The sequence below is a fragment of the Dysgonomonas sp. BGC7 genome (genome assembly GCF_001261735.1).
In the GTDB taxonomy this organism is placed as follows: domain Bacteria; phylum Bacteroidota; class Bacteroidia; order Bacteroidales; family Dysgonomonadaceae; genus Dysgonomonas.
This window is the reverse complement of sequence record NZ_CVRP01000019.1, coordinates 50851-77156: the sequence shown is the minus strand read 5'-3', so window position 1 is coordinate 77156 and position 26306 is coordinate 50851. Positions and strand designations below refer to the sequence as shown.

At 34.0% G+C, this 26306-nt stretch carries 15 protein-coding genes and 1 pseudogene; 7 read left to right on the top strand and 9 right to left on the bottom strand.

The window, feature by feature from the left end; translation table 11 throughout:
• The first annotated feature begins 8 nt into the window (after positions 1–8).
• The 3 genes and pseudogenes from BGC7_RS15210 to BGC7_RS18340 all read left to right on the top strand — a co-directional run.
• Positions 9–2915: a FimB/Mfa2 family fimbrial subunit gene (locus tag BGC7_RS15210; RefSeq protein WP_050702456.1), complete on the top strand. Its 2907-nt coding sequence runs from the start codon at positions 9–11 to the stop codon at positions 2913–2915.
• 101 nt (positions 2916–3016) lie between these two features.
• Positions 3017–4381: a FimB/Mfa2 family fimbrial subunit gene (locus tag BGC7_RS15205; RefSeq protein ID WP_157258746.1), complete on the top strand. Its 1365-nt coding sequence runs from the start codon at positions 3017–3019 to the stop codon at positions 4379–4381.
• 24 nt (positions 4382–4405) lie between these two features.
• Positions 4406–5014: pseudogene (locus BGC7_RS18340) on the top strand (DUF3575 domain-containing protein); the annotation flags it as partial.
• 1328 nt (positions 5015–6342) lie between these two features.
• Here the strand turns inward: BGC7_RS18340 and BGC7_RS15195 are convergent.
• The 5 genes from BGC7_RS15195 to BGC7_RS15175 all read right to left on the bottom strand — a co-directional run bounded on the left by BGC7_RS15195 (position 6343) and on the right by BGC7_RS15175 (position 13749).
• Positions 6343–8292: a tetratricopeptide repeat-containing sensor histidine kinase gene (locus BGC7_RS15195; RefSeq protein ID WP_050702454.1), complete on the bottom strand. Its 1950-nt coding sequence runs from the start codon at positions 8290–8292 to the stop codon at positions 6343–6345.
• Positions 8289–8999, bottom strand: coding sequence for a LytR/AlgR family response regulator transcription factor (locus BGC7_RS15190; protein ID WP_050702453.1), 711 nt, complete (start codon positions 8997–8999; stop codon positions 8289–8291). Before BGC7_RS15190 ends, BGC7_RS15195 begins: the two co-directional genes overlap by 4 nt.
• 69 nt (positions 9000–9068) lie before the next feature.
• Entirely contained in the window at positions 9069–10247 is a 1179-nt protein-coding gene (locus BGC7_RS15185) for an FISUMP domain-containing protein (protein WP_050702452.1), read from the bottom strand.
• 242 nt (positions 10248–10489) lie between these two features.
• Positions 10490–11698 (bottom strand): FISUMP domain-containing protein, encoded by a 1209-nt coding sequence (locus BGC7_RS15180; protein ID WP_050702451.1) that lies wholly within the window; start codon positions 11696–11698, stop codon positions 10490–10492.
• Between the two features lie 38 nt (positions 11699–11736).
• Entirely contained in the window at positions 11737–13749 is a 2013-nt protein-coding gene (locus BGC7_RS15175; protein WP_082206795.1) for an FISUMP domain-containing protein, read from the bottom strand.
• A gap of 281 nt (positions 13750–14030) precedes the next feature.
• Between BGC7_RS15175 and BGC7_RS15170 the strand changes: the two genes are divergently transcribed.
• Positions 14031–14621, top strand: a complete 591-nt coding sequence (locus BGC7_RS15170) for a hypothetical protein (RefSeq protein ID WP_157258745.1) — start codon at positions 14031–14033, stop codon at positions 14619–14621.
• A gap of 37 nt (positions 14622–14658) precedes the next feature.
• Here the strand turns inward: BGC7_RS15170 and BGC7_RS15165 are convergent, their stop codons facing one another.
• Entirely contained in the window at positions 14659–15900 is a 1242-nt protein-coding gene (locus tag BGC7_RS15165) for an FISUMP domain-containing protein (RefSeq protein WP_050702448.1), read from the bottom strand.
• A 382-nt stretch (positions 15901–16282) separates the two neighbouring features.
• Positions 16283–17047: a helix-turn-helix transcriptional regulator gene (locus BGC7_RS15160; protein ID WP_050702447.1), complete on the bottom strand. Its 765-nt coding sequence runs from the start codon at positions 17045–17047 to the stop codon at positions 16283–16285.
• Between the two features lie 476 nt (positions 17048–17523).
• Between BGC7_RS15160 and BGC7_RS15155 the strand changes: the two genes are divergently transcribed.
• The 3 genes from BGC7_RS15155 (at position 17524) to BGC7_RS15145 (ending at position 23596) form a co-directional block, all read left to right on the top strand.
• A complete protein-coding gene (locus BGC7_RS15155; RefSeq protein ID WP_050702446.1) occupies positions 17524–19104 on the top strand; it encodes a DUF6377 domain-containing protein in 1581 nt (526 codons plus the stop codon).
• A gap of 163 nt (positions 19105–19267) precedes the next feature.
• A complete protein-coding gene (locus tag BGC7_RS15150) occupies positions 19268–20908 on the top strand; it encodes a tetratricopeptide repeat protein (protein WP_185112989.1) in 1641 nt (546 codons plus the stop codon).
• A 732-nt stretch (positions 20909–21640) separates the two neighbouring features.
• The gene (locus tag BGC7_RS15145) at positions 21641–23596 is read left to right on the top strand and encodes a hypothetical protein (protein WP_050702444.1); all 1956 of its coding nucleotides are present in this window, start codon (positions 21641–21643) and stop codon (positions 23594–23596) included.
• Between the two features lie 129 nt (positions 23597–23725).
• Here BGC7_RS15145 and BGC7_RS15140 read toward each other — a convergent pair whose 3' ends face one another.
• Both BGC7_RS15140 and purU read right to left on the bottom strand, forming a co-directional pair.
• Positions 23726–25288, bottom strand: a complete 1563-nt coding sequence (locus BGC7_RS15140) for a peptide MFS transporter (RefSeq protein ID WP_050702443.1) — start codon at positions 25286–25288, stop codon at positions 23726–23728.
• A gap of 131 nt (positions 25289–25419) precedes the next feature.
• Positions 25420–26280: a formyltetrahydrofolate deformylase gene (purU, locus tag BGC7_RS15135; RefSeq protein WP_050702442.1), complete on the bottom strand. Its 861-nt coding sequence runs from the start codon at positions 26278–26280 to the stop codon at positions 25420–25422.
• Positions 26281–26306: the final 26 nt, after the last annotated feature.

Sequence of the window (26306 nt, the reverse complement as noted above, 5' to 3'; positions counted from 1 at the left end):
AATAAAGTATGATTTGTCGTAAAGCGAAAAGAAGAATTAGTATAGCTACAAAATGCCAATGGATATTTCTATTCATACTTTTCCTCTTTTCTTGTATAGATGAACATAGTATTGCAAAGCAGTCAGATAAGAATTGGTTAATAAAATTTACTCTCGAGTCTGCTGGAAAAGGAATACCTGTGACACACTCTCTATCAGAGCCGGAAGAAAATGATGTACGCCAATTATCTTTTCTTATTTTCCAACCTAATGGAGGAAACTATATCAAAACAATTAATAGTAATTCCGGTAATATCACTACCGATGAGAATATTTCCAATATAAAATATGTCACAGTAAAACTGGATCAGGGTAATTTTGATATTGTTGTAATAGCCAATGCGGTTACCATAATACAATCATTAGCATTGGATGGACTAAGTAAATATGAGGTTTTATCTTTATTGGATATTACAATACCTTCCGGTACGAAATGGGCAACAGATGGTTCTATGCCTTTTCTAATGTGGGGAGATATTGGAAATATAACTGTTGATGACAATCTTTCTTCTACGGGAGTCAGTGGCATCAAGTTAACCAGGATGACGGCTCGTGTTGATGTTGTACTTTCCTCTCAAGCTCAGTCTGTCTTTAGGCTAAAGACGGTGAGAGTATATAATTATAATACTAAAGGACTGATTGTTCCGGATATTACAAATTCTCAAAAGTGGGATGCCAACTTAGAACAAGCTATTGGAGCAAGCCTCCCGGTAAATCCATTAAAGGCCAATGATCCTACACCGGAAGCATGTGCCCTTGTCTATTCTGTGATGACAGCCCAAGATGTAGCGTGCGAAGCTGAGATATATCTTTTAGAATCAGAAGCTGGATCTAATATTGACTTTTTAAATAATACATGTCTTGTAGTTGGTGGAGAATATTCTGATGATGGAGGCATCGTATGGAAAAATTCTTTTTATAGGGTTGATTTTTCGATGGTAACAGATCAAGAAGCTTCTTACTTACCGATATTGAGAAATCACCAGTATAGAGTCAATATAACTGATGTTACAGGTTTTGGGTTTCCAGATCCGGATGAAGCATTCAGAGCTTTACCTGCAAATATTAGAGCAGAGGTTATTGGGTGGCATAATTCTGGAATGGAAGACGTAATAGATGACGGGCAGTATTTCCTGAAAGTTTCTCAAGGAGAGTTTAGTTTCGAGGGAAAAGAATATTCTGAATTGGATATTGATAATATATTATCTGTTACCGCGACGAATCCATCCGGCTGGAAAATTGACAAGATTACCGATGCCCAAAATATAGTAATCAACCCTTTATCGGGTTGGTTGAGAACCAATATAACGTTAGGAGATGGAGGTGTAACTACTCAGGTGAAAATATTATTATCTGAAAATAGTACCGATAGCCAACGTAATGGTTACATATATTTGAGTGCCGGACGGCTTTCTTACAAAATAAAGGTGATACAGGATGTAAAACGTATAGTTGTTTCACTGGATATATTAGATATAAGTGGTGAAAATGAGATTTCAGAATTAATTTTCTCATCTCTATCCGGTGTACAACCTCAGCCGCAACAATTCCTAGTGAGGTGGAAACCCGTTGTTTCAACAGTATTAGTAAACAGTATACCAATAGGAAACAATGTATTCGTTTATTCTGGATCTTCAGATCAACCGGGAACAAACCTGACTTCATTGGCTGATCCTTTAGGCTTTCGGTTATTAACAATTCAACCCGAAGCATTTTCAGAGGCTGAATTGAGTATTGATCCTTTTAAAGTCAGAGAATCTAAGGTTGAGTTTTCTATAGCTGTAAATGATGAAAGTATTACCAAGCACATCTTTTTACGTCAACTTAATTATAATTTAATAGCGGATAATAGTAGCGTATATATTCTTAATGGCAATACATACACTTTCCGTGTACGAAGCAATGCTCAATGGAAAATAAGGAGCATATCACAGGAGTATACTTCAGGATTATCTTTCAGTTCATATCTAAATCTTAAACAGACAGATAATCTCAGGGTAGGGGAGACTGGTGGAAATAATACCATAGCCGGAGATATTATAAGTTTTACTACAATTTCTCCAACATCAGAAGCAGCAGGTAAAATCAATATTGTTTTTGAAAATATTGACGCACCTAAACTCTTTGAAGATGTCACTGTACGATTCGACCTGATAAGTTCATTTTATCCTTCGACACATAAGGGTTGGGCGGGTAGTAATATTTATTGGGATGGAAGTAAGTTGACATTTGATGATGTAGGAGTTTATACAAAACAAAATTATCAGGGAGTTTATTTTCAATGGGGTAGTCTGTATGGCATCTCGGCAGCGGATAATTTCTCTTCTTCATCACTCGTATATAAACCTGATGGAAATGCTGTCTCAGGATTAAACTGGAGTTCTATTCCACGAGTCCCGGATGGAAATATTACTTCTGCACCTCCTTCCGGTAAAAATATACGTGATCGGGCGTATCTATATGAAATAACAGATGGTAATGCCGGAATAGGAGATATCTGCAAATACCTGACAGAAAAAGGTTGGGCACCTTCCGGTAAAAAGTGGCGGATGCCTACCTCTAATGAATTTGAAACAACAAATAGCTATTCTTATTCCGAACTGGGAGCAAATAGTGATGCTAATGCATCCGGAACAAACTATATAGGAGAAGGTTATTGCAAAGATGATATTGGTCAACCATTTTTCCCTAGATCCGGTAACCGCAATCCCAATGATGGATCTATTGTCAATGTGGGTTCTCTAGGTTATTACTGGTCTGGGACTCCTTCCGGGACTAGTGCATATGATCTTTACTTAAGTACTGGTTATCTGAGCCCAAGTGAAAATTGGAATAGTCGATCAAGTGCTTATTCTGTGCGATGTGTTGTGGAATAGCTTAATTGTAAAGGTACTTTAATATAATTAAAATTGTAGGTTTAATGATAAATGTGTATAAAATAAGTGTTTATACCTTTAAGGTATCGTTATGTATTATAATGTTTATATCCTTTCTTACCTGCTCTGATGACATTCCGGATAATAATAGGAAAATAGAGCATTCTGTTGTGCTATCTATACGTGTACCCAAGACTTCAACTCCAAAAACGAAAGTATTAACTGTAACAGATGAAGACGAGGTGAAAACAATAGAAATATTATTGTTCGACTCGAATGGGAATTTTATTTACGAGCCTATCTATTGCAATACTATAAATAGTAATACTCAAAATAGTCAAATAAAGAATTTTACTATTCTTGTTCCTCCAGGTACATATAATATTGTTGTTCTGGCTAATTCGCGTTCTTTAATCTCAAATATACGGCAAAATATCAGTCAAGGAGATTCCAAAGTTTCAGTTTTCAATCAACTGATAATCTCAAATGAAGGAAAATGGAACGCTTCTCCTTCTTCTTCAGGGTATACGCCTATACCGATGTGGGGTGAAATTCCTTCTCTGACAGTTGATACAAATTTATCTGAAAATAACCCTGTTTCATTATTGCGTATGGTTTCAAAAATAGATGTGGAACTCTCAACAACTGTTGTTCGCAATAAATTTATACTCAAAAGTGTTTACCTATATAATTATAATGATAAGGGCTATCTCATTCCTGATGCTAATAATTGGAATAATAGTCAGAAGATTGTTACAAATCCTAGTATTCCTGTTTCTGCACAAAAAAAGAATATACCTCTCATATATGATGGTACAGCAATTTCATCAGGAGTATCATGTGTTGGAGAAATATATACATTTGAGGCTCTAAGCGGAAATTTTTCTCTATCGAATAGTAATACATGTCTTGTTGTCGGAGGTGTTTTTATGCAAGATGCAACTCCATCTTATTATCGGATAGATTTTGTTAACGAACCTGGTTTTATGCCCTTATTGCGTAATCATTATTATAATGTTAATGTATCTGATATTGACCGTTCTGGCTATGCTTCACCTGAAGAAGCTTTCAATGCTCAATCTATTAATATAAAATCAGGAATTGTAGTATGGGACGATTCAAAAATTACAGAGTTTGTTTATGATGGACAGAATATTTTAGGTGTCTCAAAAGGGAATTTTGAATTTGGTAAAGAACAGTCTATACTGAATGATGAAAACATATTATGGATAACTACTGATTTTCCGGAAGGGTGGAAAATAGAAAAAGTAATAGATGAATCTGGACTTGATATTAATTCTCAAACCGGGTGGTTAAGTACTGATTTTCTTTCCGGTACAATGGGGGCAACAATTCCGGTGCAATTACTTTTGGGTATGAATAATACAGGTGCTACAAGAATCGGATTTGTTTATGTGACAGCGGGTAGATTGAAGCAAGTTGTTACAGTAATTCAGAATGGATAGCTAAATTATTATAATAAGAATAGAATGAATATAGAAAAGACTTGCATAAGCTTGTATTTTATTCTTTTGTTTCTTTTTCTGTTTACAGTAGAATCAAAAGGACAAGAAAGCCAGTTAGAAGTAAAAAAAACGCTTTCATATAACATAAAAACGAATCTGTTGTATAATGCAACTGGTAGTATGAACTTAGGGGTAGAGTTTAATACAGGCAGTAATACTACTCTTGATATATCTGGAAGTTGGAATCCATGGATTTTTAAGAATGATCGTAAATGGAAACATATCCTTATTCAACCAGAATTAAGATTTTGGCCAAAGGAAGTATTTGAAGGACATTTCTGGGGAATTCATGCTCATTATTCTTTTTATAATGTTAGTCGTTTATTACATCCTCCTTTTTCTGCATACATGGAAGACCATCGTTTTCAGGGATGGCTGATAGGAGCGGGAGCTAGTTATGGATATAGATGGAACGTCTCAAATAATTGGTCGATGGAAGCAACTATAGGAGCTGGATATGCTTTCCTAAACTATGATAAATACCAGTGCGGTACTTGTGGTAACCGATTAGGGCGTGAAACAAAGAACTATATAGGAGTAACTAAAGCGGGGGTAACACTGATATATCGTTTAGGAACAAAGAAAAAATCTCAAAGGAACGAACAACTCATTTACTTCGTACCTCCTGTTATTAAAGAAGAATCTCCAAAAGAGCCAATATTCTTACCTAGTTTCATTTTACCAGAAGAAAATATTTTAAAACAGAAGAAGACTATGGAAAAGATATCCATAAGTTTTGTTGTAGGGTCGGCTATTATAAAACCGGAATATCTGAATAATGATGTTAGATTAAAAAGTATATATAGACAATTGGATTCATTAAGCAATAACACTGAATTTAAAATTACAAATATATCTATAGAAGGAAGTGCTTCTCCTGAGGGGGCTTTTGACTCAAATCTGGCTTTATCCGAAAGGCGTGCAGTATCTCTAAAAAATCATATTCAGGAACTATATAATCTTCCAGATTCTGTTTTTACAATAAAGAGTAAAGGTGAAGACTGGCTAATGCTTGATACATTAATAAGTAAATCGAATATAAATGCCAAAAGTCTAATTCTTGAAGTTATAGGTAACGATTCTCCAGCAGACAAGAAGGAGGAGGAACTCAAGCAACTTTCGAAAGGAAAGGTTTATTTAGATATGTTGCAGAATATTTTTCCACGTCTACGTAAGAGTGATTACCAACTCAATTATACAGTATTATCGACAGTTAAAAGGTATAAAGAGATATTCGAAACTAATCCTTCAAATCTATCTTTACAAGAATTACTTCAGATAACCAACACTTATGAAAAATGGGAGGATAACTTCTTTAGAATAGTAAAGCTGTCAGCAGAATTATACCCAATAGAAGATATTGCTAATATTAATGCTGCAGCTTGTGCTCTCATTAATAAAGATGCTGATGTTGCGGTCACATATCTCCATCGTGTCAAAGTATTTTCCGGAGAGTATTGGAATAATACAGGGATATTGTCCTATATGAACGGAGATATAAATGACGCTAAAAAATATTTTGATATAGCACAAAAGATGAATAATCCTGAAGCCTATATTAATATATCAAGACTAAAAATCAGTGATAGTTATCGTTAGAAATATAAATAGAGCTATATCAAAAATATTAGGATCTTTCTAATGACAGATATCTAAAAGGGTATGGCTACCAGTTTCTCAACTTGTAGCCATACTTAACACAGACTTTACAAAACTACATATTTGTATAATATATCTGTTTTAATATTTTTGTAGGTTATAAATAGATTGTAACAAGTATTCAATTTGTTATAAATAAGTTTTATATAATACTTTCAAGCTCTGTGATAGCAAATATAGATAGTATTGTTGTCTTTTAGAGAAGAAAAAGACAAACAGCTTTTAGGATGGACAAACAACATTTATTTTTTGTAGATAGAGAAGATTAGATTAATAGTAGTTCCCTTTCCCTCTATAGGAGATAGAATTTCTATTTCACAATCGATTTTACTTGCCAATTCCTTTACTATCTGAAAACCGAATCCGTTTTTATTATCTTTTACTTGATCTGAATTCAGGAGTTCTTTCATTTTATCAGGAGATAGCCCTATGCCATTGTCTTTGACCGAAATTACGATTTGATTATTTTCTCTATATGCATTATATTCTATAGTTGGATTGGATTGTTCCTCTATAGCTTTAACAGCATTAGATGTCAAATTTCGTAAAATAGTTTTCAAATAATTTTTATCCGTTTCTAGAAATAAGTCTTTTTTTATATTTGTAGAAAAAGTCAATATATCTTTTTTATAAGAAAAGAAGCCTATTATTTCATTAACTAATTCAGATAGACTCACCGCTTTTATATCCAGATCGAAGTATTGCATCTGACTTTTACACCAAATTAGTAGCTCTTCCATTTCAGATAATAAGATGTCACCAGCATCTAATATCTTTTGCCTGTAAGCTTCTGCTTTCTCAGGGCCGGATACTTCTGATAATTGTTTGCTGAATCGTAAATACTCGATCAATTGTGATACTGGAGCTCGTAAATCATGATTTAGAATAGCTAGAAAATTGGCTTTCTGTTTATTCGCAATCTGTAATTGTTCGTTTAATAGTTGAAGTTTTTTATTCGTTTTTTGTTTCGATTTGTATTGATAAAGTACCAAAATAATAATTCCACTAAGTAAAATAAATCCCACTAAAAGAAAAATCATTTGTTTTTCTTTATTTTTTATAGCGAGTTCTGATATTCTTAGTTTGTATTCTCTGTTTTCTATCTCTCGCTTATTTTCCATTACTGCAAATTCTTCTTTTTTCTTATGCGAAAATACAGTAGTATTTAGGTCACTGTATTTCTTTAGATAATCGAATGCAGATTTGTAATCTCCTGAGTAATATTTTACCAGAGAGTAAATTTCATAAGCATACATCTGGTTAAGGGTAGTAACCTCCTTGTTACTTTCTATTATATCAACAGCTCTTGACATAAGTCTATCCGATTCGGTTAAAAGCTGCTTTTTATCCATCTTTACTAATCTCATAATACTGTCGTTTCCTGTAATGCAGAGATAGGTATATGCCAGTCCACACATAGCTAGTGCAGATGTCGGATGTCTGTCTTCTTCCTTATCCCATAGATTGATAACATATTTATATCTTCTTATACCATCTTCTGCATCATACGTAAAATCGGCAATTGCTATATTGATATGGGATTCGTATCTTAACGATTTGTAATAATCCATATACTTGTATCCAATATTTTCTGCTTTGAGAATATTTAGGCTCTTTTCCAGATATACTTTGGCATCATCATGATTCTTTTCATAACCATATATATCCCCTATTACAATATTCCCAAAAACCTTTGCTTCTATATTATTGCATTTTTCGGCTATAAATAATCCATCCTTTGCATATTTTATAGCATCTTCAAACTTAAAATTTCTCCGATAAATCTCGGATAAGTTTATGAGATTGAGTGCATGCAGATCATCATCGTCTCTGCAATAGTCAAGAGACCAAGTATAATATTTAACAGCTTCGGTCAAATTATCGTATTCTTTATAAACTTCTCCTAATAAGTAAAGACTGATTGCTTGCATTCGCGAAGATTTGTTTTTCTGAGCAATAGATAAACTCTTATTTGCATATTCTAAAGCATCTTTAATCTTATAATGTAGATGACACTTAACTAAGTCTACATAGAGATGATGTTTGATACTATCATCAGTTGTCCTATCTAAGATCTGTAGTAAAGAATCTTGTTTTTGTTTGTAATATACATGTACTTTACTGTGGTTATCTTCTGCCAATACATTCGGCACTAGAAATAGTATAACGAATACTGAAGTGATAAATCTCATTTTATGAATTCTCTCAAATTTTGTTTATAGGCTCGTCCTATTGGTAGGCTTATATTATTTATAATTTTTACTTTCCCTGTGTCTACTGATTGTATGTATTTAGCTTGTACTGCAAAGCTTTTATGTATACGTATGAAAAATTCGACTCCAAGTTCTTCCATGATGTATTTTAACAGTTGGCGTGTAACAAAGGATTTATTCAACGTAACTATTTTTGTATAATCCTTTAATGCTTCAAGATAAATTATTTCATGAATTTTTATATTTATTGTCTCGTGGCTTTGCTTTATTTTTATAGAATCTCCACTGTTACTCAAATCAAATAGATTTGACTTATATTTTAAGTCTAAGTAGTCTTTTAGTCGTAATATGCAGCTATCGAGCCGTTGCTCATCAATAGGCTTAATGATGTAATCCGTAACGCCCAATCCGAAGGCTTCCAAGGCATGTTCTGTATAAGACGTTATATATACAATACTTGTGATACTTTCTTTAGACTGATTAAGCAGATCTAACCCGTTCAGGTCTGGCATTTGTATATCACTGAAAACTATATCTACAGGGTTGTTTTTTAAAAAAAAATAAGCACTGGTGGCATCTGTAAAAGTCTTTAGACATTGTAGAAATGGATATTTTTGAAGATTTATCTTTAAAATTAACAATTCCATCTCATTGTCTTCAACAATGATATAGTTATATAATCGCATTTTATTTATTAAATTAAAACAGAATTGTAAAACAGAGATATATCATCTGTTTTTCTGATTTTTAAGAATTTAATTAGTTGCTGTATTTTTTTTGCACCTTATTGCATACAAACGTTCGACAGGATTATTGGTTCTCGTAATACCAGCTTGTCCACCCACTCCTATCGAGGCTGAAGCAAATATACGAGACCATGCATTTCCGGAGCTTGTTATACTACTGGTCCAGAAAAAACCGTAACTGCCATAACTTATAGTATTCCCATTATAAGCATACCCTACAAGATATACATTAAATCCTTTACCATCGGTCATACTGCGTCCACCGGTAGTTCCCAGAAAAGGACTGTCGCTTATCGGACTGGGCGATTTCATACTGAGTCCATGTTGAGACCCTCTATAGCCTGACACAGAAAGGCTCCAAGCAGGATTCCATGTAACTACTGTGTTATTTGTACTATAAAGCGTTGGGTTTTCTGAAATAACTTTTTCAAGTTCGTTCCATTCTTTATCACTTGGCAGATGCCATCCATGCGGGCATATACCTTGAACCCCATTTTGTTCTATATTTGTAGGTGTGTTGGCTAAACCGGTTGTGGTACTTTCTCCCTGATCGAGAGAGAGACCTGTTTTCATTTTGTTCGTTGCAGCTTGCCAATTATACAAAAGTCCATAATCACCCGATCCTGATGAGTTTTTGTTTGGATATTCATAATACATATCTTTTGAACTTGATGCACTACTTCTTGTTAAAGGATTGCCGCAGGGTGTTATTGTGACTCTCAGGTTTTGAGTCATCCATATACCGGCATCTCCAAAAGAGGCTATAGTATATTTATTGCCTTGCCTGTCGTATAGGTGGGTATCTGATTCAAGAGTTTCTCCATTCTTAAAGAGGTATTTCCACTTATAACTGTCCCAAAGATATACTCCCGGACAATTAATAGGGTCACCAAACTCTTTAGAAACATATACCATCAGTCCGGTATGCGTCTGATCTTCATCTGCTTTTGACGCATTTGTATATCCACCGGAACCATCACTTGTAAACATAGGATATAGATTATTTATATCTGTAAGCTGAACTCTGGGAAGTAAGAACCCTTTTGTAGAATTTGCCCCTTGATTGTAATTTTCTTTCAGATCTAGTAGACTTCCTTGTTGAGGAGCTATATTGCTGCCTATTGTAACCTGAGCCTGTGATAGTAATGTGAAAATATTAAAACAAACGAATAAGCATATTTTTCTCATCGTAGTTAAGTCATTGGTTTATTTGTGTAACAAAATTCTGTAATGTGAAGTCAATAAAATATTTTTTTAATAAAAATTGTATTCTTACTAATTAAATATTCAATAAAATGATAGTTTTTAAATTTAGCTCTTTCTAAGAAATTGTCTCTACATGTTGCAAAGATATATATAATTACTTATAATACTGCTTATTTAGTTCTTTTTTACAATATTTTATATTTGCTAATAACCTGATTTATAGCTTATTTTTTGCATCGTATGCTAAGCATCTCAAATTTTAAGGCATTCTGTCTCATTACTCGAAGATCAAAACTGAACATTGCTCTGTACCATGCAGAATATACCGACTGATAAGAACTTGTCCAAAATACCGCACTTTCCCCATAGAGATGTGTCTCTTCTCCTCTGCCGTTACCAACTAGCTGAGCTCCAAATCCTCCGTAAAACATCGGATACCCTTTGGCCATAGTATCTTCGAGATGCGTAGCGATATTAGGCATCGGACAGAGGCTTTTCATGATTTCACCATGTGTGCCACGATTCCCCGTCTGCTCATAGTCGTCATCATTCCCGTCAGAGCTGCTTCCCGGCAACCTGTCTCGCCATGGGCGGGGAATGGTTTCCGAACTGTACTTCTCAGGATACTTACACATCTCTTCCTCCAGTTGGCTCCATTCATAGTCGGAAGGAACATGCCATCCGGGGGGGCATATTCCCTCAAGCTTAGGTTCGTCAGGATTATTTCCCATATTTCCGCTTATATCATCATATGTGCCTAAAGTAGAGGCCGAATAGCTGTAGATAAGCCCTTGAGCCGGATTCCATGAAGGATGGGGAGTGGCAGAAGGTATGGTATATCCATAAAGTCCTGCGGGATAGCTATATACTTTTGCATTGTAATCGTGATTATGCTCTACGTTTTTATACGATAAGGTTATACTTCCATCCAAGGGCAGATAACGCAAGTTTTCTACCATCCATTCTCCTGCATCACCAAAACTTCGGTAATAATATACCTGTCTCCCTAAAACTTGTGGTCTATAGTCAGTATAACGTTTGATCTCAGGCAGGTCGAATGCCATTCGCCATTCTTCGCCATTCCATATATAGAGACCTTCTGGAATCAAGGCGCATTGTTTAGGTACGGATTCAGTGATGTTATATATAAGTAGCCCCGTATGATCGCTTAGGTCATAACTTCCGGTTGTATGCCCTATCGACTTAGCCAGTTCCTCTTTTGTTGTAGGTTTTATATTAGTCAGTTCTACAACAGGAAGACCTAACCCTTTTGTAGAATTGGCTTTGCTTCCTTGTATATTTGGTTGGTTTTTTAGTTGGAGTAGAGCCCCGTGTATGGGCTCTTCGTCAAGCCCTATGGTGACTTGTCCTATAATATTACCTGATAACAGTATATAGCAAAGTAAAAACCTATGCTTCAACTTAATGTTCATATTAGTGTTAATCTATTAGTTATTTTGTATTTGGTAGCCTATTTGTCTTTTTTGCATCGAACAGAAGCTCCACTGTGTCGTACTGTTCCATTTGTTTCAACTTTACTTGAACTCGAAAAGAATCGGCGAGACCAAGCATCTCCCCCTGATTTAGAACTGCTACTCCAGATTGCGGCGAAGTCGCGAAAATTTCCGGTTTGGTTACCAGTGACCAGGCCTGCTAAGAAAACAGCAAAACCGCCCTGAAAATAACCTTTAGAGCAGTTACTTACCACATCTGCTCTTTGGAATAGTTCGCAATGATCCCTCATTGCCGATGCGTGGATTGTACCATGATACCCCTGAGCTTTAATAAACGGTATCAAAGGAGCTTTGATATCTTCATCTATTTCAGCATATTTGGTTGTATTGGTTATTATTTCATTCTCCAGTTCTGTCCATTCATAATCGCTGGGTAAATGCCATCCTTTAGGGCAAATTCCCTGTATTCTTGGCTGTTGACCTACCCCATCTCCCTCGGGGAGTCCCATTTGATTCCCGGGAGAGTATGTCCCGGTTGGTCCTCCTTTGCCTGCTGTGGCTGCATCCCAGTTATAAAGAAATCCAACTGCCGGATTGTCCAGATACTCTTGTGAAGGGCCTTCTCCGGTAGTAATCAAACTTCCATGAGTTTTAGGATAGCACCAATGTGGTTCGTTATAATATCCCATAATGTGTGCCCCTGTAAGGATTTTATTCTGAGTATGGGTATTGCCATCATACGCTGTGGCTGCAAGGTTTGTTGTCATCCATCGTCCGGCATCACCAAAATCGGCAGAATAAAATTCTTCATATACTCCGGGCTTAGCTAAATGGTGGACGACATTGGTTCCCCAGATAGGATCGCCTTGTTCGGTCTGGATATTATTGGCTGTAATGGAAACACTACTCAAATCAGGTGTGCCAATACATGAATAACAGGTAACGGTCACAGGTTTTGCTCTATGTGGTGTATATTCATCTTCTATAACTATGGATGCTATGGTATATTTACTAGATGGGGCTGCTACACCTGTGATAACGAAGTCTCCCGGTAAGGGGCTGTTTGAGAAACCAGAAAGGTTGGCGACGCCTGTGGCAGGAATATTGTGTGTGATGATATTAGTATTACCCGTAACTGTTGCTTTCCAGTTGGCATTACCTCTGATCCTTAGAGAAAACGGATTGGTATCGACTAATACAAAATAGTTTGATTCTTTACTTAATATATTGTGTCCTAGTACGTTGTTTGTTACGTATCCGTGATATCCATTATTATAGCTTCTTAATACATAGTTAGTCTGATTGAGAACGACTTTTTTATTTATATTTCCGCATTCGGCATCGACCAGAGTAAAATTTATTTCGGATTGTAGACTTGCCCATGGGGCATTGGGATTGAGGGTCATTGCATTTGACAAGAAATTGATAGGGGTTTTCCCTGAAGCGGCAGAAACGGGGCTGGAGGGAGTAATGCTGTTGAAAGAAACGCCAGTAAAAGAAGGGCTGGCTGTAGGGGCTGTATAAGTAACTTGTTTGTCAACCGGATTCCATTCTAGTCCTAATTCTATAGGACCTACAGCACCTCGAGCATCGCTACCACTAGGTAGATCTATATGGTCGGTACTGGTAAATAATGATGATGCTTCGCTTAAAACCGATGTGTTATTCCACATAGTACCATCCCATATCCAGATACCTCTGCCGTCCTTGCCCTCATTTTTAGTAAGACATCTGTTGGTATTATATACCATCAGGCCTGTATGATTTTTCTTATAGACAGTATTGAGGGTGTCCGCATGTGTTGTGAACATAGGATATAGTGCAGTTTTGCTTGCAAGACTGACACGGGGAAGAGCTAATCCTTTGTTAGCATTTATTTCTGCGCCATTTATATTAGCTATATTTTTTAATTGCAATAGAGCTCCATTAACAGGTGCTTCTGTTTCTCCTATTGTTACCTGAGCATTTGCTGTCATGGAAATAACCACAGGCACAAAGCATATTATCTGAATAATTTTATATAGTTTCATAAAGTCTTATTTACTCAAGAGTCACTTTTTGTATTATTTGTTTATAGTACTCTTCTAATCTTCAACCTATTATTACAATTTCAATTTTTACTGGATATAGTTTATACTACAAAAGTATCAGGAGTCTGATTTTAATAAGAAAATATGAGACAAACGACTGCTTGGTGAGATGAACGACGTTGTTGTGGCCTTTGTTTGTAAATTGCTTAAAATCAATAGGTGAAAAATTAGATTTATATAATGAAAAGCTTATCTTCGCGGTTCACTAAAATAAATTATGCGTGAAAAATATAGTATTTATCTTCACCCTTTTTCTAATGTTTTTTTACAGTTCTTGTTTTCAGAGTTCCCAAAAGGGACTTACGGACAAATCTGTAAATGAAAATATTCAATCTAGTATTACAGAGTTTGATATTAATTCTATTCCCATTACAAACTCAGAGATTGGGGAATATCCTTATTTATCAGCACCAAAAGGCTATCAATATATAAATGAGCACAATAGAGTATATGAAGAAAAATACTTTTTTTACAATGATTCTTTAGTTATGACTATAGGCGGACAATATTACCATGTCATGGTTTTACCTATAGATGGGCAAGAATTCTCGGAAACGAGTGTTGTGAAAAACTATGAAGAAACTATATTGCAGCTAGGAGGTGTTTTGGTTTATTCAGGAGGGATAATAAACAAAGCTACTGATTTGCTTAGAAAAAACAGTATGCGTTATGCAAAAGACATGTATGATCCATATCCATATAATTATAAACAGTTTTTGGTCAGAACATCACAGGGAAATATTTGGTTTGAATTATGCTATGGACTAAATACAAAAGGTTTAGATTTTACTGTTATTTATGAAAAAAGATAAATAACATGGTCTTAACAAGAGGATAGTATAAGCTATATCAGTTTTTTTTGCAACGGACAGAAAACAATGCATTACGGGTATATGTATAGCGTAAAACCCCTGCCTGATCAGTTGTTATTATACGATCCCAAGCCCATAACATGTTTGGATTCTGTGTATCTCTGGTTGTAGTACTCGCTGTCCAGAAGTAGCAACCACCGCCATGATCGATGACCTCACCATTATATGCATATCCTATAGGTAATGCATCGAATCCGCCTAATGTTGATGGAAGGCTTTTACCATTGACTGATTTTACATTACCGGGGGCAGGACAGGCGGACAGCATCGCATGAGCATGCCCTTTCGTACCGGAAGATCCTCGTATAGCAGCAGACGATGAGCTTTCCCATGCCGGAATCCAGTTTGCCGGATTAAAATTGTTACTACCAGAGTATTCACTATATTTTTCAGGATTGTTGTATATTTCTTTTTCGAGAGCGTTCCATTCCCTGTCACTAGGTATGTGCCAACCTGTTGGACAGATACCTTGTATATATCCAATTACTGATTCTACTTCATTTACGCCAGGCGTATTGCCTGCTACTTGTCCTTGATTCTGATCTGTATTATTTTGTTTACCCGCTGTTGCAGCAGCATAACTATAAAGCAAACCTTGCTTTCTGTTCCATGTAGATGGAATATCATTATTTATTCCGTTTGGGTAGAAATAACGCATTAGTCTTGATTGAACAACATCTGCATAATTAGCATCTTCTTTCCGACTTAAAATTATATCTGCGCTCTTGTATCTCATATTTTCCAGCATCCAATCTCCTGCCTGTGTTCCAAAGTTACGAGCCAGATACATTTCTCCATCCCGCGAGTCTGTTATTCGATAAACATGATTTGGAAGATCTTCATTTGCTTTTTTCCATCTCTTACCCGACCATAAATATAAACCGGCTCCTTCCAGACTACACTCGTCTATGTGATATACCGATAGTCCTATATGCTGTTTGTCTTCTACTGATTTATTACTGTTTTTATAGCCGCCCATATTATCAGAACTAAACATGGGATATAGATTGTAAGGGTCAGTGAGTTTTACTCGGGGTAAAATAACTCCTTTATTAGTAGTAATGTTGTGACTATTTCCATTATTTTCTTTCAAATCCAATAGAGCTCCTTTATTGGGTTCTATGCCAGCACCAATAGTTACTTGTGCTGATAAATGATTCGTTAGTGTTACTAGCAGAAAGAATATGGCTGTCTTATTCTTTATATAGGTTTTTTTCATGATTTTTACATTTTAGTCTGAATAACTTTTATTCGATATTTAATCTTATCTATTTCTTTGTCTAAAATAAATCCCGCTAATCTCACGACTCACGGGATTATCCTTAACACAAACTTTACAAAACTACACAGATGTGTGTTAAATATTATAATAGACAAAGTTTATATTTTAACAGGCTTGAATAATTCCCTAACTAAAGTTTAATTTTAATTCTGAAAATGTCAACCGATTTTCTATTACAAATCTATCTCAAAAAGTGTAATCATCATCTTTATAATCTTAATACAATTTAATATATTTAATATTGTATTTTATTTATATATAGTGTTTTATATTTAATATAAATATTTAATTCTATATATAAGTTCTATTCTTCTATATATTATATCTTTTGTCTTAATTCATGGTCGATAAAATGAATAATATTACCAAGTTCAGGCACTCCTAGTTTTTTGCGTATATCCGAATTGCGTTTATAAATAGTATTGACACTATATTCGAATATTTGGGCAATGTCCGCTATATCAAAACCTGCTTTCTGCATAGAGATTGCTTGTACTTCTTTTTCAGAAAGATCTGGAAAAATAGTCTTTAGCTTATCAATATAATAGTTGAACGTATTATTGAATAATACTCTAAAAGTTTCCCAATCAAATTGGAATTCTTCACTATTATTATAAATAATGCTATTATAGTCCAATAAGAATTTTTGATGATGTCTTTTCTTAGGCGAAACCGATAGTTGTACTATACGCATATATACATCAAGCATTTCCTTGTTGGTTACTCTACATGTTTCTATCATCTTCCTATTATTTACAAAATCATCTTCCATTCTCTTTATTATGTTGTCTTTATGTTGGATAGACTGTTTTGTTTTAGTTAGTTGTTTATAACTGTAATATATGGAAAGGAAAAAGACAACTAAAGAGATAGCTAGAGATATGGTACAATACAGATAACGAGAATCATTATTTGTAGATCTATCTTCTTCACTATGAAAATTATTTGTATTATTACCTTCAATCTCATTTTGGAGTTGATAGGAAGCATAAGTATAAAATACTTGTTTGTAATATTTTTTTTCTGGAGATAAAGTATTACAAAAAACAAATAGAGTTATAATAAGTATAAGATATTTTATCATGAGATATTTTTATTATCTGTATTTTCTACTATTAGTTTTTAGTAAAGTTAAATGAAAGCTTTCATGTCTATTATAGATATCTCTTTTCTGTATTTGTAATCATGTGAATGTAATATGTTGTAATACATTGTTTTATGTTTCTGTAGGAAAGGCGCGTTTGTAGTAATGAATAGTAGATATATAATGAGGATAATGTAACTTATTTGGAATAGTAAAACCAATGTTTTTTATCTTGTAGTTAGAAATAATGGAATCGTTTTTAACTTTTTATCTTCAAATTATTATTTCTTATTCGTGTATATAAAATAAATAAGTAATTTTGCCTCTGAAGACAATTAGTAATTTTATAAATATTCCTTTGACTGTGAGTTTGTATTCCGTAACAAAATAATTGTCTCTTTCTCTGGCTTAATCACAAAAGCAACTTTTTCAGAGATTACTTAATTGATATATTTACACAAGACTGGCTAATATTGATGAAAGTTATTATTCTATTTTCTTTCCTGATGAGTCTTCATGCAGTTGTCTATTGTAATGAAGCTGATTCCTTATTAAACGTATTAGATAAATCATTAGACAAACGCTTAATCTATATACAACAAAAAGAAGATAACTTATTACAACTTACTAATTTTCTGAATAGTTCGAAAACAAAAGAAGAAAAATATCGTAGGACAAGACGAATAATGGAAGAATATAGTTATTTTGTTAGTGACTCTTCTTTATATTATTCAAAAAAATGTTTAGATCTTGCCTTGGAATTAAATAATGACGAATATATATTGGATGTAAAACTGGCGAGAGCCTATCTTCTAAGTTTTCCTCAGCTTTTTCATGAGTCCTTTAGTATATTAGAGTCTATTGATCCTGAAAAAATACCAACTGCATATAAAACAAAATATTATCATACTTATATTTATGTTTACCACAATCAGATTAAGGATATTAATGACTTGTTTTACAGAAATAAATATAGAAAAGAACAAGCCAAATATATTGATGCCTACTTGTCTTTTGGAGATAAGAATAGTGTTGAATATCTGACAATATTAGCTTATAAGTATTATATGAACGGAATGCTTGAAGAATCTGTTCGGACAGTAAATCTAATATTACAGCATCCTGACATTACTCCATATATGCACGCTGAATTTTTATTTAATCAGGGTGGTGTGTTGATGGAATCAGGAAAAGAGAAGTGGGCCGAAGCAAAAAGATATTTAATTCAGGCATCTATTGAATATAATCGATTGGCAATTAGGAAAAATCCTCCATTGATATATTTAGCGATGATTCTTCAGGAAGAAAAAAATACAGACAAAGCATATAGCTATATTAATATTGCAATGGAAGATGCAAAAATGTTTAGTAACAGTCATAGATATAGTATAGCAGAAAAGACGCACACATTGATACAAGATACTTATTATGATAAAATAAGTGATCAGCAGACAAGTTTACAATATTATTCAGGAATCATTTCTGTCTTTTTTGTTTTATTGGCCATAATTCTAATATTTGTGTATAAACACAATAAAATATTGAACAAAACAAAGCTGGAACTATTCAATGCAAATTTAACATTAAAGGAACATAATCGTATTAAAGAAATATATATAGGACATTATCTAAATATGTCTTCGATCTATATAAAGAAATTTGAGGACTATAGAAAATCTATCCTTCGAAAACTGAAATCGGGCTATTCTGAAGATATTCTAAAATCGGAAAATGACCAACTTAATAATACTCAAAGTGAAATAGATCTATTGTATTCAGATTTTGACAATACTTTTTTTGAGTTATATCCTAACTTTATAGAAAGCGTTAATAGTCTTTTGCTCGAAGACAGTCGTTACATGCTTAAGGATGAAAAGAAAATGAATACAGAACTTCGTATATTAGCTTTGTTGAAGCTTGGTATTTCAGATAATAAAATGATCTCTTCTTTCTTACGGGTAACAGTTCAGACGGTATATAATTACAGAAGTAAGATTAAGGCAAAAGCTATCGACGAAGACGGATTCGAGGATGAGGTGAAGAGAATTACTATTTAAGTATGTTTTATAATAAACTATATATGCTTCCTTTAAGAAAAAATATGAGAATTATCATATCTCTATCTCTTATTTTTAACACTCTGCTTGTTGGAGTAACCATTTTACAAATTATTTTTGCAAAATGCTTCAAGTTACACTTTCATTTATAAAACCAAAACTTATGACATACTGCTACATAAAGTCGACTCTATCTATTTTATTTCTCTTTTTAATTATTTTCTCATCTTCTTCATGTTTGCGATATGCACCTGAAGATATACTCGATCAGGTTGGATCGTTCATTGAGGTCAAACCTGACAGTGCATTGATCTTGCTTGAATCTATAGAATCTCCCGAGAGTTTGTCTCAAGAAGATTATGCCCGTTATGGGTTATTATTGATAAAGGCTCATAAATTAAATAGAATATCTATAACTGATGATGCGTTTATTACATATATCATAGATTACTATGAGAAACATCCTTGCGACGATTTGGGGCGAGCATATTTTTATGCCGGACAGGTATTTGAAGAACAGGGAAAATATACTGAGGCTGAACACTACTATTTAAAAGCATTTAACTTTGAAGGGATAAATACTCATAAGTTGAAAGCCTATTCCGCGTATTTTCTGGCCGACATATATGATAATAATCTGAAAGAATATAAAAAGGCAATAGACTATTACCAAAAAGGATTAGATTATTTCAGACAAAATAATCTTTTCTTTTCAGAGGAAAATATACTTAAGCTTATTGGCGATTGTTATGTAAAAGACCAACAGTTTGATAAGGGTGTGGAAATGTACCGAAAGTCAATAGCTAAAATACCGGATGACAGTATCAGTTCCAAAGCTAAAATTTATAGGGATATAGCCGTTACTCTAATAGGACTCAAAAAATATCCTGAAGCCAAATATGCTATAAACAAGGCGATTGATATATCAGTGAGAAATAAAGATCTTGCTATAGGATACGCTATAAAAGGTGATATTTTTGAAAAAGAGGGGGAGGGAGATTCAATCCTGTATTATAATAATAGAGCGATAAGTTTTGCGAAAAAATCGAAAGATTATCAGACTATGCACAATGCTTATAGTTCTATATATGAAATAGCTACTAAGAGTAATAATCTACAACTGGCTTTGGATAATTACAAAAGTTTTAATCAAGTAACAGAAATTATCGGTCAGAAACAAAAATATGACGATATTAAATACCTGGAACGAAAAATTGATTTTGAAAAGAATCGTAACTTATACCTAAAGAATAGGCTTAAGGTACAAACAATAATCTTTTTAGCTGTTCTTGTAGCGGTTATTATACCTATTGCTTTTATTTATTACAGATACCGGAAGAAGAAGCATATTGAGGTTATCAGTCAACAATTACATGACAAAAAAGAGATAATACGTTCAGTGATGGAAGCTCGTAGTCAAAATATAGAAATCTATAGAAGAATGGTGACTTTATCTATTTCTCCCCAAAAGAATAAGTATAGACATTTTTTGGAAAGCGCTAACAAAATATTATTTGGACAAGACTACTTATTCGAATTTGATTGGGAATATTTGTCTGCATTGGTAAATGAGAACTATAATGCCTATGTAGACCGCCTGATTCAAACATATCCAGAGATGACTGATATGGAAATAAAGATCGGTATATTGTTGAAGTGCGGATTCTCTTTGACTGAAATAGCTGAAATAACAGGAAAAAGTTCCCATACAATTTATAAATACAGTTCTCATATCCGTAAAAAAGCAGGTATTCCAGAGAATAAAAATACAGTTGAATTCCTGGATAGTGTACTTGCTATGTAAGAATGAAGATCTCAGATTATATTATTTATTTTTAATATCTATAGTTATTCTATCATAATAAATATTTCAATCAGTAAATGCCGTATTGTTCTGTTTAATTAAATACAAGTTGGTACATAAAAAAAATATGTATTTTACATATTTAGTCAACTATACAGTATTTACCAATACATTTTACTTTATTACAAAACTATCGTTCAATATAGAATTTAACTATTTGTATATAAGGTTGTTACATTTCATGTAGTACAAAGGGTTGTTTACTTCTTACATAGTAAATGAAGGATATAAGCACTAATTTTGTGGTGATTATACTCGTTGTTGCAATGCTTTAATAAGTAATTACACAAGCTAAATAACTATCGTGTAAATGTCCAATAATACGTTAAATTTAAAATGACAAATAGTAGTAATAAACTAGCTTATATTATGCGATCTGATAAGAAATTGTTGCATAAACAAGAATTATGAAAGAGTATTTTAATATTTATATTTGTTTAAATCAATCTAACATATGAGATAAACAAAAAATTAGTAATGTGCAGATACATAGTGTATATGGAAGTATATTAGCCGTGGAAGTTTCTAACATTGCTCATTTTGACGAATCAAAATAGTCTGTTCTTTTGTTAAACAGATTAAAGATCAGACTAAAGATCAGACTAAAGATCTGTACAATAGACAAAATCAAATAATAATCACAAACATTTAATAAACACTAGCAGATTAAAAATGAAAAATTATGTATTTATCTTTGCGATATTGATCGGTTTCTTTTATACCAGTTATTTGGGTGCTCAGGTAACTATTGGTTTGGGAGAAGAGCCTGAGAAAGGAGCTTTGTTACAAATAAAAGAAAGAGAGAATATAAGCGATAGTACACGGAATGCCTATCGAGGGTTGGGACTTCCGCGCGTAATATTATCCGACAAAAATCAACTCTATCCGATGTTTTTATTAGATCCTGACAACCCTCTTTCAACAAGTGCAAATAATGATTATAACAATGCTGCCAAAAAAGAAGTAGAGGATAAAAAACATACCGGTCTGATTGTCTACAACTTGGTTGAAGATGTCGAGAATGGTTTATGTAAGGGTCTTAATCAATGGAATGGTAGAGAATGGACTTGTTTTGAAACAAGAAAAGGGCAATCAATATTTACTATCGCCGATTGTAGTAATGACATTAAAGTTTATGGAGGATATAGTAACGGAGAATCATTATCATCTAGTAATTTTTTGACTATAAATGTTACTGTAACTAAAGCAGGAGCCTATTCTATTACAGCAACTGCAACGGATCCGGCTAACGATAATGAATATTTTTTCATTACATCCGGAGAATTCTTATCAACAGGTACTTTCTCATTGGTAATCCCAGGAATGGGTACACCTAAAGATCCTCAAGTTGACCAGTTTACTGTATCTATTAATGGAGTGCGCGAAAATGGAAGTAACCCGGCTTGTACATTTTCAATAACAGTTGCAGATTCATCTATCAGGCCTAATTATACCTTAAGATGTAATACAACAAAAGCCTTTGGGGTTCTTAAGCTAAATACGGAACTTGATCCGACCAATTATATCGAGGTCTATCTTGATGTACCTGTTGCTTCATATGGAGCTACTTATGATATCAAGACTGATGTTGTAGATGGTGTATATTATAAGGCTTCAGGTATATTGTCGGCATCAATGGTTTTACAGCCTATTAAACTAATGGGTTTTGGTACTCCTACCAGTACCGGAAAAAAAACAGTAACCATATCGACTAACAGTGAGTCTAATAGTGCTACATGTAAAGCTTTTATAGATGTAGCATTAACACCCAAAAAAATATTAACATTAGGCACTTATTCTGGTGTCTATGGTTACGCCTTTTCAGGAAGTCCTAGTAATGGATTAGGACTCTCGCAATCGGCCAAATTAATAAAAACCGCAGCAAACTTTGGACTATTGGAAAATAGTATCGTAAAAGTAGAAAATATAATAGTTAATGATGACAACATAGGAGACTACACCCCGACAGCTGCTCAATTGAAAACGGAGTTGGATGCAATGCCTGCAGTAGTAATACTTGGTGTTTATTATACACCAGATGATGCTTCTTGTCAACATTTTGTAGACTATCTGGCAAAAGGAGGAGTTTTACTGGCATTTCTTGAATTTGGAGGGTCTGAACTTATCAATCAAACCATATTTGGAAATAAATCAATTACTTCCACAACCATCAATGCCGGAGGAGCAGTATATGCACTACCTTATAATAATGACGAAATATTGAATGGCCCTTTTGGTGACATCAGAGGCAAGCAATGGGGAGAAGATGCTACAGCTACAAGAGCATTTAGTAACATTCCTGCGGGATCTATTATTTCATACAGTACAGGAGACGATATGACTCAAACAGCTACTGCAAATACGGATAAGCTTACTATGTTCAGGCATACCAGCCTTAATTATCTGTATTGTGGTGATGGCGGATTCAACTCCGGTTATTCGGATTTTATATACAGATATGCATATCCTTTCCGTGTGGATGAGTCGAACAATAATAAGCCGATACCAAGAGCTGCTTATGGTAGAGGAACTACCTACAATGTATACAATTCGGTATTAACTGCTAATGCAATTGCTTGGGGACTCAAAAAAGCTCAGGAAAGAGAAGATGAGACTAAACAGCCATAAAGATAGTGTATTGAATTAATAAGAATCCTCGTTACCTATACATAAGTAACGAGGATTCTTATTATAAATATTTGCTTTTACGAATTGATCAACTCTTCTCTCTTTTTTTGAGAAGCTTTTTGATTCTTATTATTTTGCAACTCTCTCAAGCCACTTCACCATAGATAGCATTACTATCATTGATAAGCCTGTTGCAATAACGAAAACTAACCAGCAAGCCCATATTGGGACATTCATATATAATATTCCTCCTATGAATAGTATTGAGTTACCTATAGCTGTTGCTGCTAGCCAGCATCCTTGCATCAATCCTTGCAAATGAGGAGGTGCTACTTTAGACACGAATGATAGTCCAAGTGGTGAAATGAATAATTCAGCAACCGTGAGTATAAAATACATTCCCACCATTATCCATGGTGTAACCCGTATTGCTTCTATATCAGCAGCGCTCATTGTTGCTAATAGATCTTTAGCTGGTAAAGCGAATGAAACAATTGTCAAGAAAACATAAGCAAGAGATGCTATTCCCATACCTATAGCTATTTTCATTGGTGTTGATGGCTCTTTACTCCTTTTTCTCATTGCTCCGAATATCCACATAATGAGAGGAGTGAGCACTACAACGAAAAATGGATTTACACTTTGAAATATTTCTGCTCCCTTGATGCTGGTAAAGCCTAAGTCTATATTTATTACTTCCAGATTTACATAGTCACGTGCAAAATAAGTTAAGGAATATCCATTCTGATGGAAAGAAAGCCAAAAGAAAATAACAACACCAAATACAGCGAATAAAGCATAAATGCGTTGTTTTATTTCTTGAGCGCTCATTTGGATCTCTTCTTTTGATATTTTATTTTCACCATCTTTATTCAATATTGTTTTATTTGCCGGATCAGGAAATGATTTCTTATTTATATTATATATAACAAGAGAGATTAGCATTGCAAATATTGCAGCGGCAAAAGCATACTGAAAACCAGTGTTAAATATATTTAGATAGTCATTTGAAAATGCTAACAGATCGGTTACAGGTGTTTTATCAATTATTGCTCCATTAGCGTACTGAGTTAATTTCTCAATAGATTCTGCGGGTAAATTATTTCCTTTCTCTATATATTGATGGCATAATTCAGGTAGAGAAGCATTATAGTCGAAGTTATGTAGCTTTAACCACCAGTTACGTACTCCAATGGCAATAAATGGGGCAAAGAAACCTCCGATATTAATGAACATATAGAAAAGTTGGAAGCCTGTATCTCGCTTGTCCGAGTATTTCGGATTATCATACATTTGACCAACTAGAGCCTGTAGATTTCCTTTAAATAAACCGTTACCTAATGCGATCACTAAAAGACCAAAGCAGGTTAAAGTAAGGTATAGAGCCATACTAGGGACAGGAGTTGGAGTCGGAATAGCTATAATCAAATATCCTATAGCCATTAAAATAATACCTATCATAATAGTACGCTTGTAGTTTTTAGTTTTATCTGCAATTAAACCACCTACTAAAGCTAGTAAATAGATAGAAGCATAAAACGCAGAATAAACATAACCTGCTTTGCCTTCATCTAGTCCAAATTTAGATGAAATAAACAGGGTAAGAATCGCCATCATAATATAGAAGCCGAAACGTTCTCCCATATTCGATAATGAAGCGGCGAGCAAGCCTTTAGGATGGTTTTTAAACATAAGGTTAAAGTTTAATTAATATTATAAGTTAAATTGTTTTAGTTGTAAGCTGTACAAATGTAAGAAAACATGATTGATATTCATTCTTTTTTGATATATTAAAGAACATATAATCATTGAAATCGTGTTTGTTATGAAAATAAGATAGTTTTATTCTTATACACCAATACTCTTCTCATCAGATGATATTCTATAGCATGAGATAATACTATCTTTTCCAAGTCTTGTCCTTTACGAACAAGGTTTTCTACACTGTCGCGATGCGAAATACGTGTAATATCTTGTTCTATGATAGGTCCTGCATCAAGCTCGGCTGTTACATAATGGCTTGTTGCACCAATTATTTTCACGCCTCTTTCGTAGGCTGCATGATATGGTTTTGCTCCCACAAAGGCAGGCAGAAATGAATGATGAATGTTGATTATTTTGTTAGGGTAGGACTCTATAAAATTATCGGATAAGATTTGCATATATCTGGCAAGAACAATGAAATCTATCTTCTTGTCTTGAAGTAGGCTCATTTGTTTGGCTTCTATCTCTTCTTTATTCGTCTTATTCAGTTTCAGGACATGATATTCTATTCCAAACTTATCGGCTACCCAACGAAGATCTTCATGGTTGCTTACTATCAAAGGTATTTCTACATTCCATTCGCCGGCAGTATAACGCGCCAGTATATCGAACAGACAATGAGACATCTTGGATACAAAAACAGCCATACGTGGAGTATAGTCGTTGAAGTATAACCTGAATGTCATATTATATTTGTTAGCGTACATTGTTTGGAAATAGTCGCTTATCTTCTCTCTGGGAATGATGAAATTTGTCAGATCCCATTCTATTCGCATGAAGAAAGAATCTTCTTGTTTATCAACATGCTGTTCCAGATTGATGATATTACCTCCATTTACATTAATAAAGTCTGTAACTGCGGCTACTAACCCGGGACGATCGGGCGAGGAAATTAAAATAATTGCGTGGGCGTTATTCATTATTTTTGATGAAATTACTTACTGTC

Excerpts from the sequence above, each read along its gene's own strand:
- BGC7_RS15210 (WP_050702456.1), top strand. The coding sequence starts at position 9 with ATGATTTGTCGTAAAGCGAAAAGAAGAATTAGTATAGCTACAAAATGC.
- BGC7_RS15175 (WP_082206795.1), bottom strand. The coding sequence starts at position 13,749 with ATGAAACTATATAAAATTATTCAGATAATATGCTTTGTGCCTGTGGTT.
- BGC7_RS15165 (WP_050702448.1), bottom strand. The coding sequence starts at position 15,900 with ATGAAAAAAACCTATATAAAGAATAAGACAGCCATATTCTTTCTGCTA.
- BGC7_RS15205 (WP_157258746.1), top strand. The coding sequence starts at position 3,017 with ATGTTTATATCCTTTCTTACCTGCTCTGATGACATTCCGGATAATAAT.
- BGC7_RS15145 (WP_050702444.1), top strand. The coding sequence starts at position 21,641 with ATGAAAAATTATGTATTTATCTTTGCGATATTGATCGGTTTCTTTTAT.
- BGC7_RS15140 (WP_050702443.1), bottom strand. The coding sequence starts at position 25,288 with ATGTTTAAAAACCATCCTAAAGGCTTGCTCGCCGCTTCATTATCGAAT.
- BGC7_RS15155 (WP_050702446.1), top strand. The coding sequence starts at position 17,524 with ATGAAAGTTATTATTCTATTTTCTTTCCTGATGAGTCTTCATGCAGTT.
- BGC7_RS15195 (WP_050702454.1), bottom strand. The coding sequence starts at position 8,292 with ATGAGATTTATCACTTCAGTATTCGTTATACTATTTCTAGTGCCGAAT.
- BGC7_RS15185 (WP_050702452.1), bottom strand. The coding sequence starts at position 10,247 with ATGAGAAAAATATGCTTATTCGTTTGTTTTAATATTTTCACATTACTA.
- BGC7_RS15190 (WP_050702453.1), bottom strand. The coding sequence starts at position 8,999 with ATGCGATTATATAACTATATCATTGTTGAAGACAATGAGATGGAATTG.
- purU (WP_050702442.1), bottom strand. The coding sequence starts at position 26,280 with ATGAATAACGCCCACGCAATTATTTTAATTTCCTCGCCCGATCGTCCC.
- BGC7_RS15150 (WP_185112989.1), top strand. The coding sequence starts at position 19,268 with ATGACATACTGCTACATAAAGTCGACTCTATCTATTTTATTTCTCTTT.
- BGC7_RS15160 (WP_050702447.1), bottom strand. The coding sequence starts at position 17,047 with ATGATAAAATATCTTATACTTATTATAACTCTATTTGTTTTTTGTAAT.
- BGC7_RS15180 (WP_050702451.1), bottom strand. The coding sequence starts at position 11,698 with ATGAACATTAAGTTGAAGCATAGGTTTTTACTTTGCTATATACTGTTA.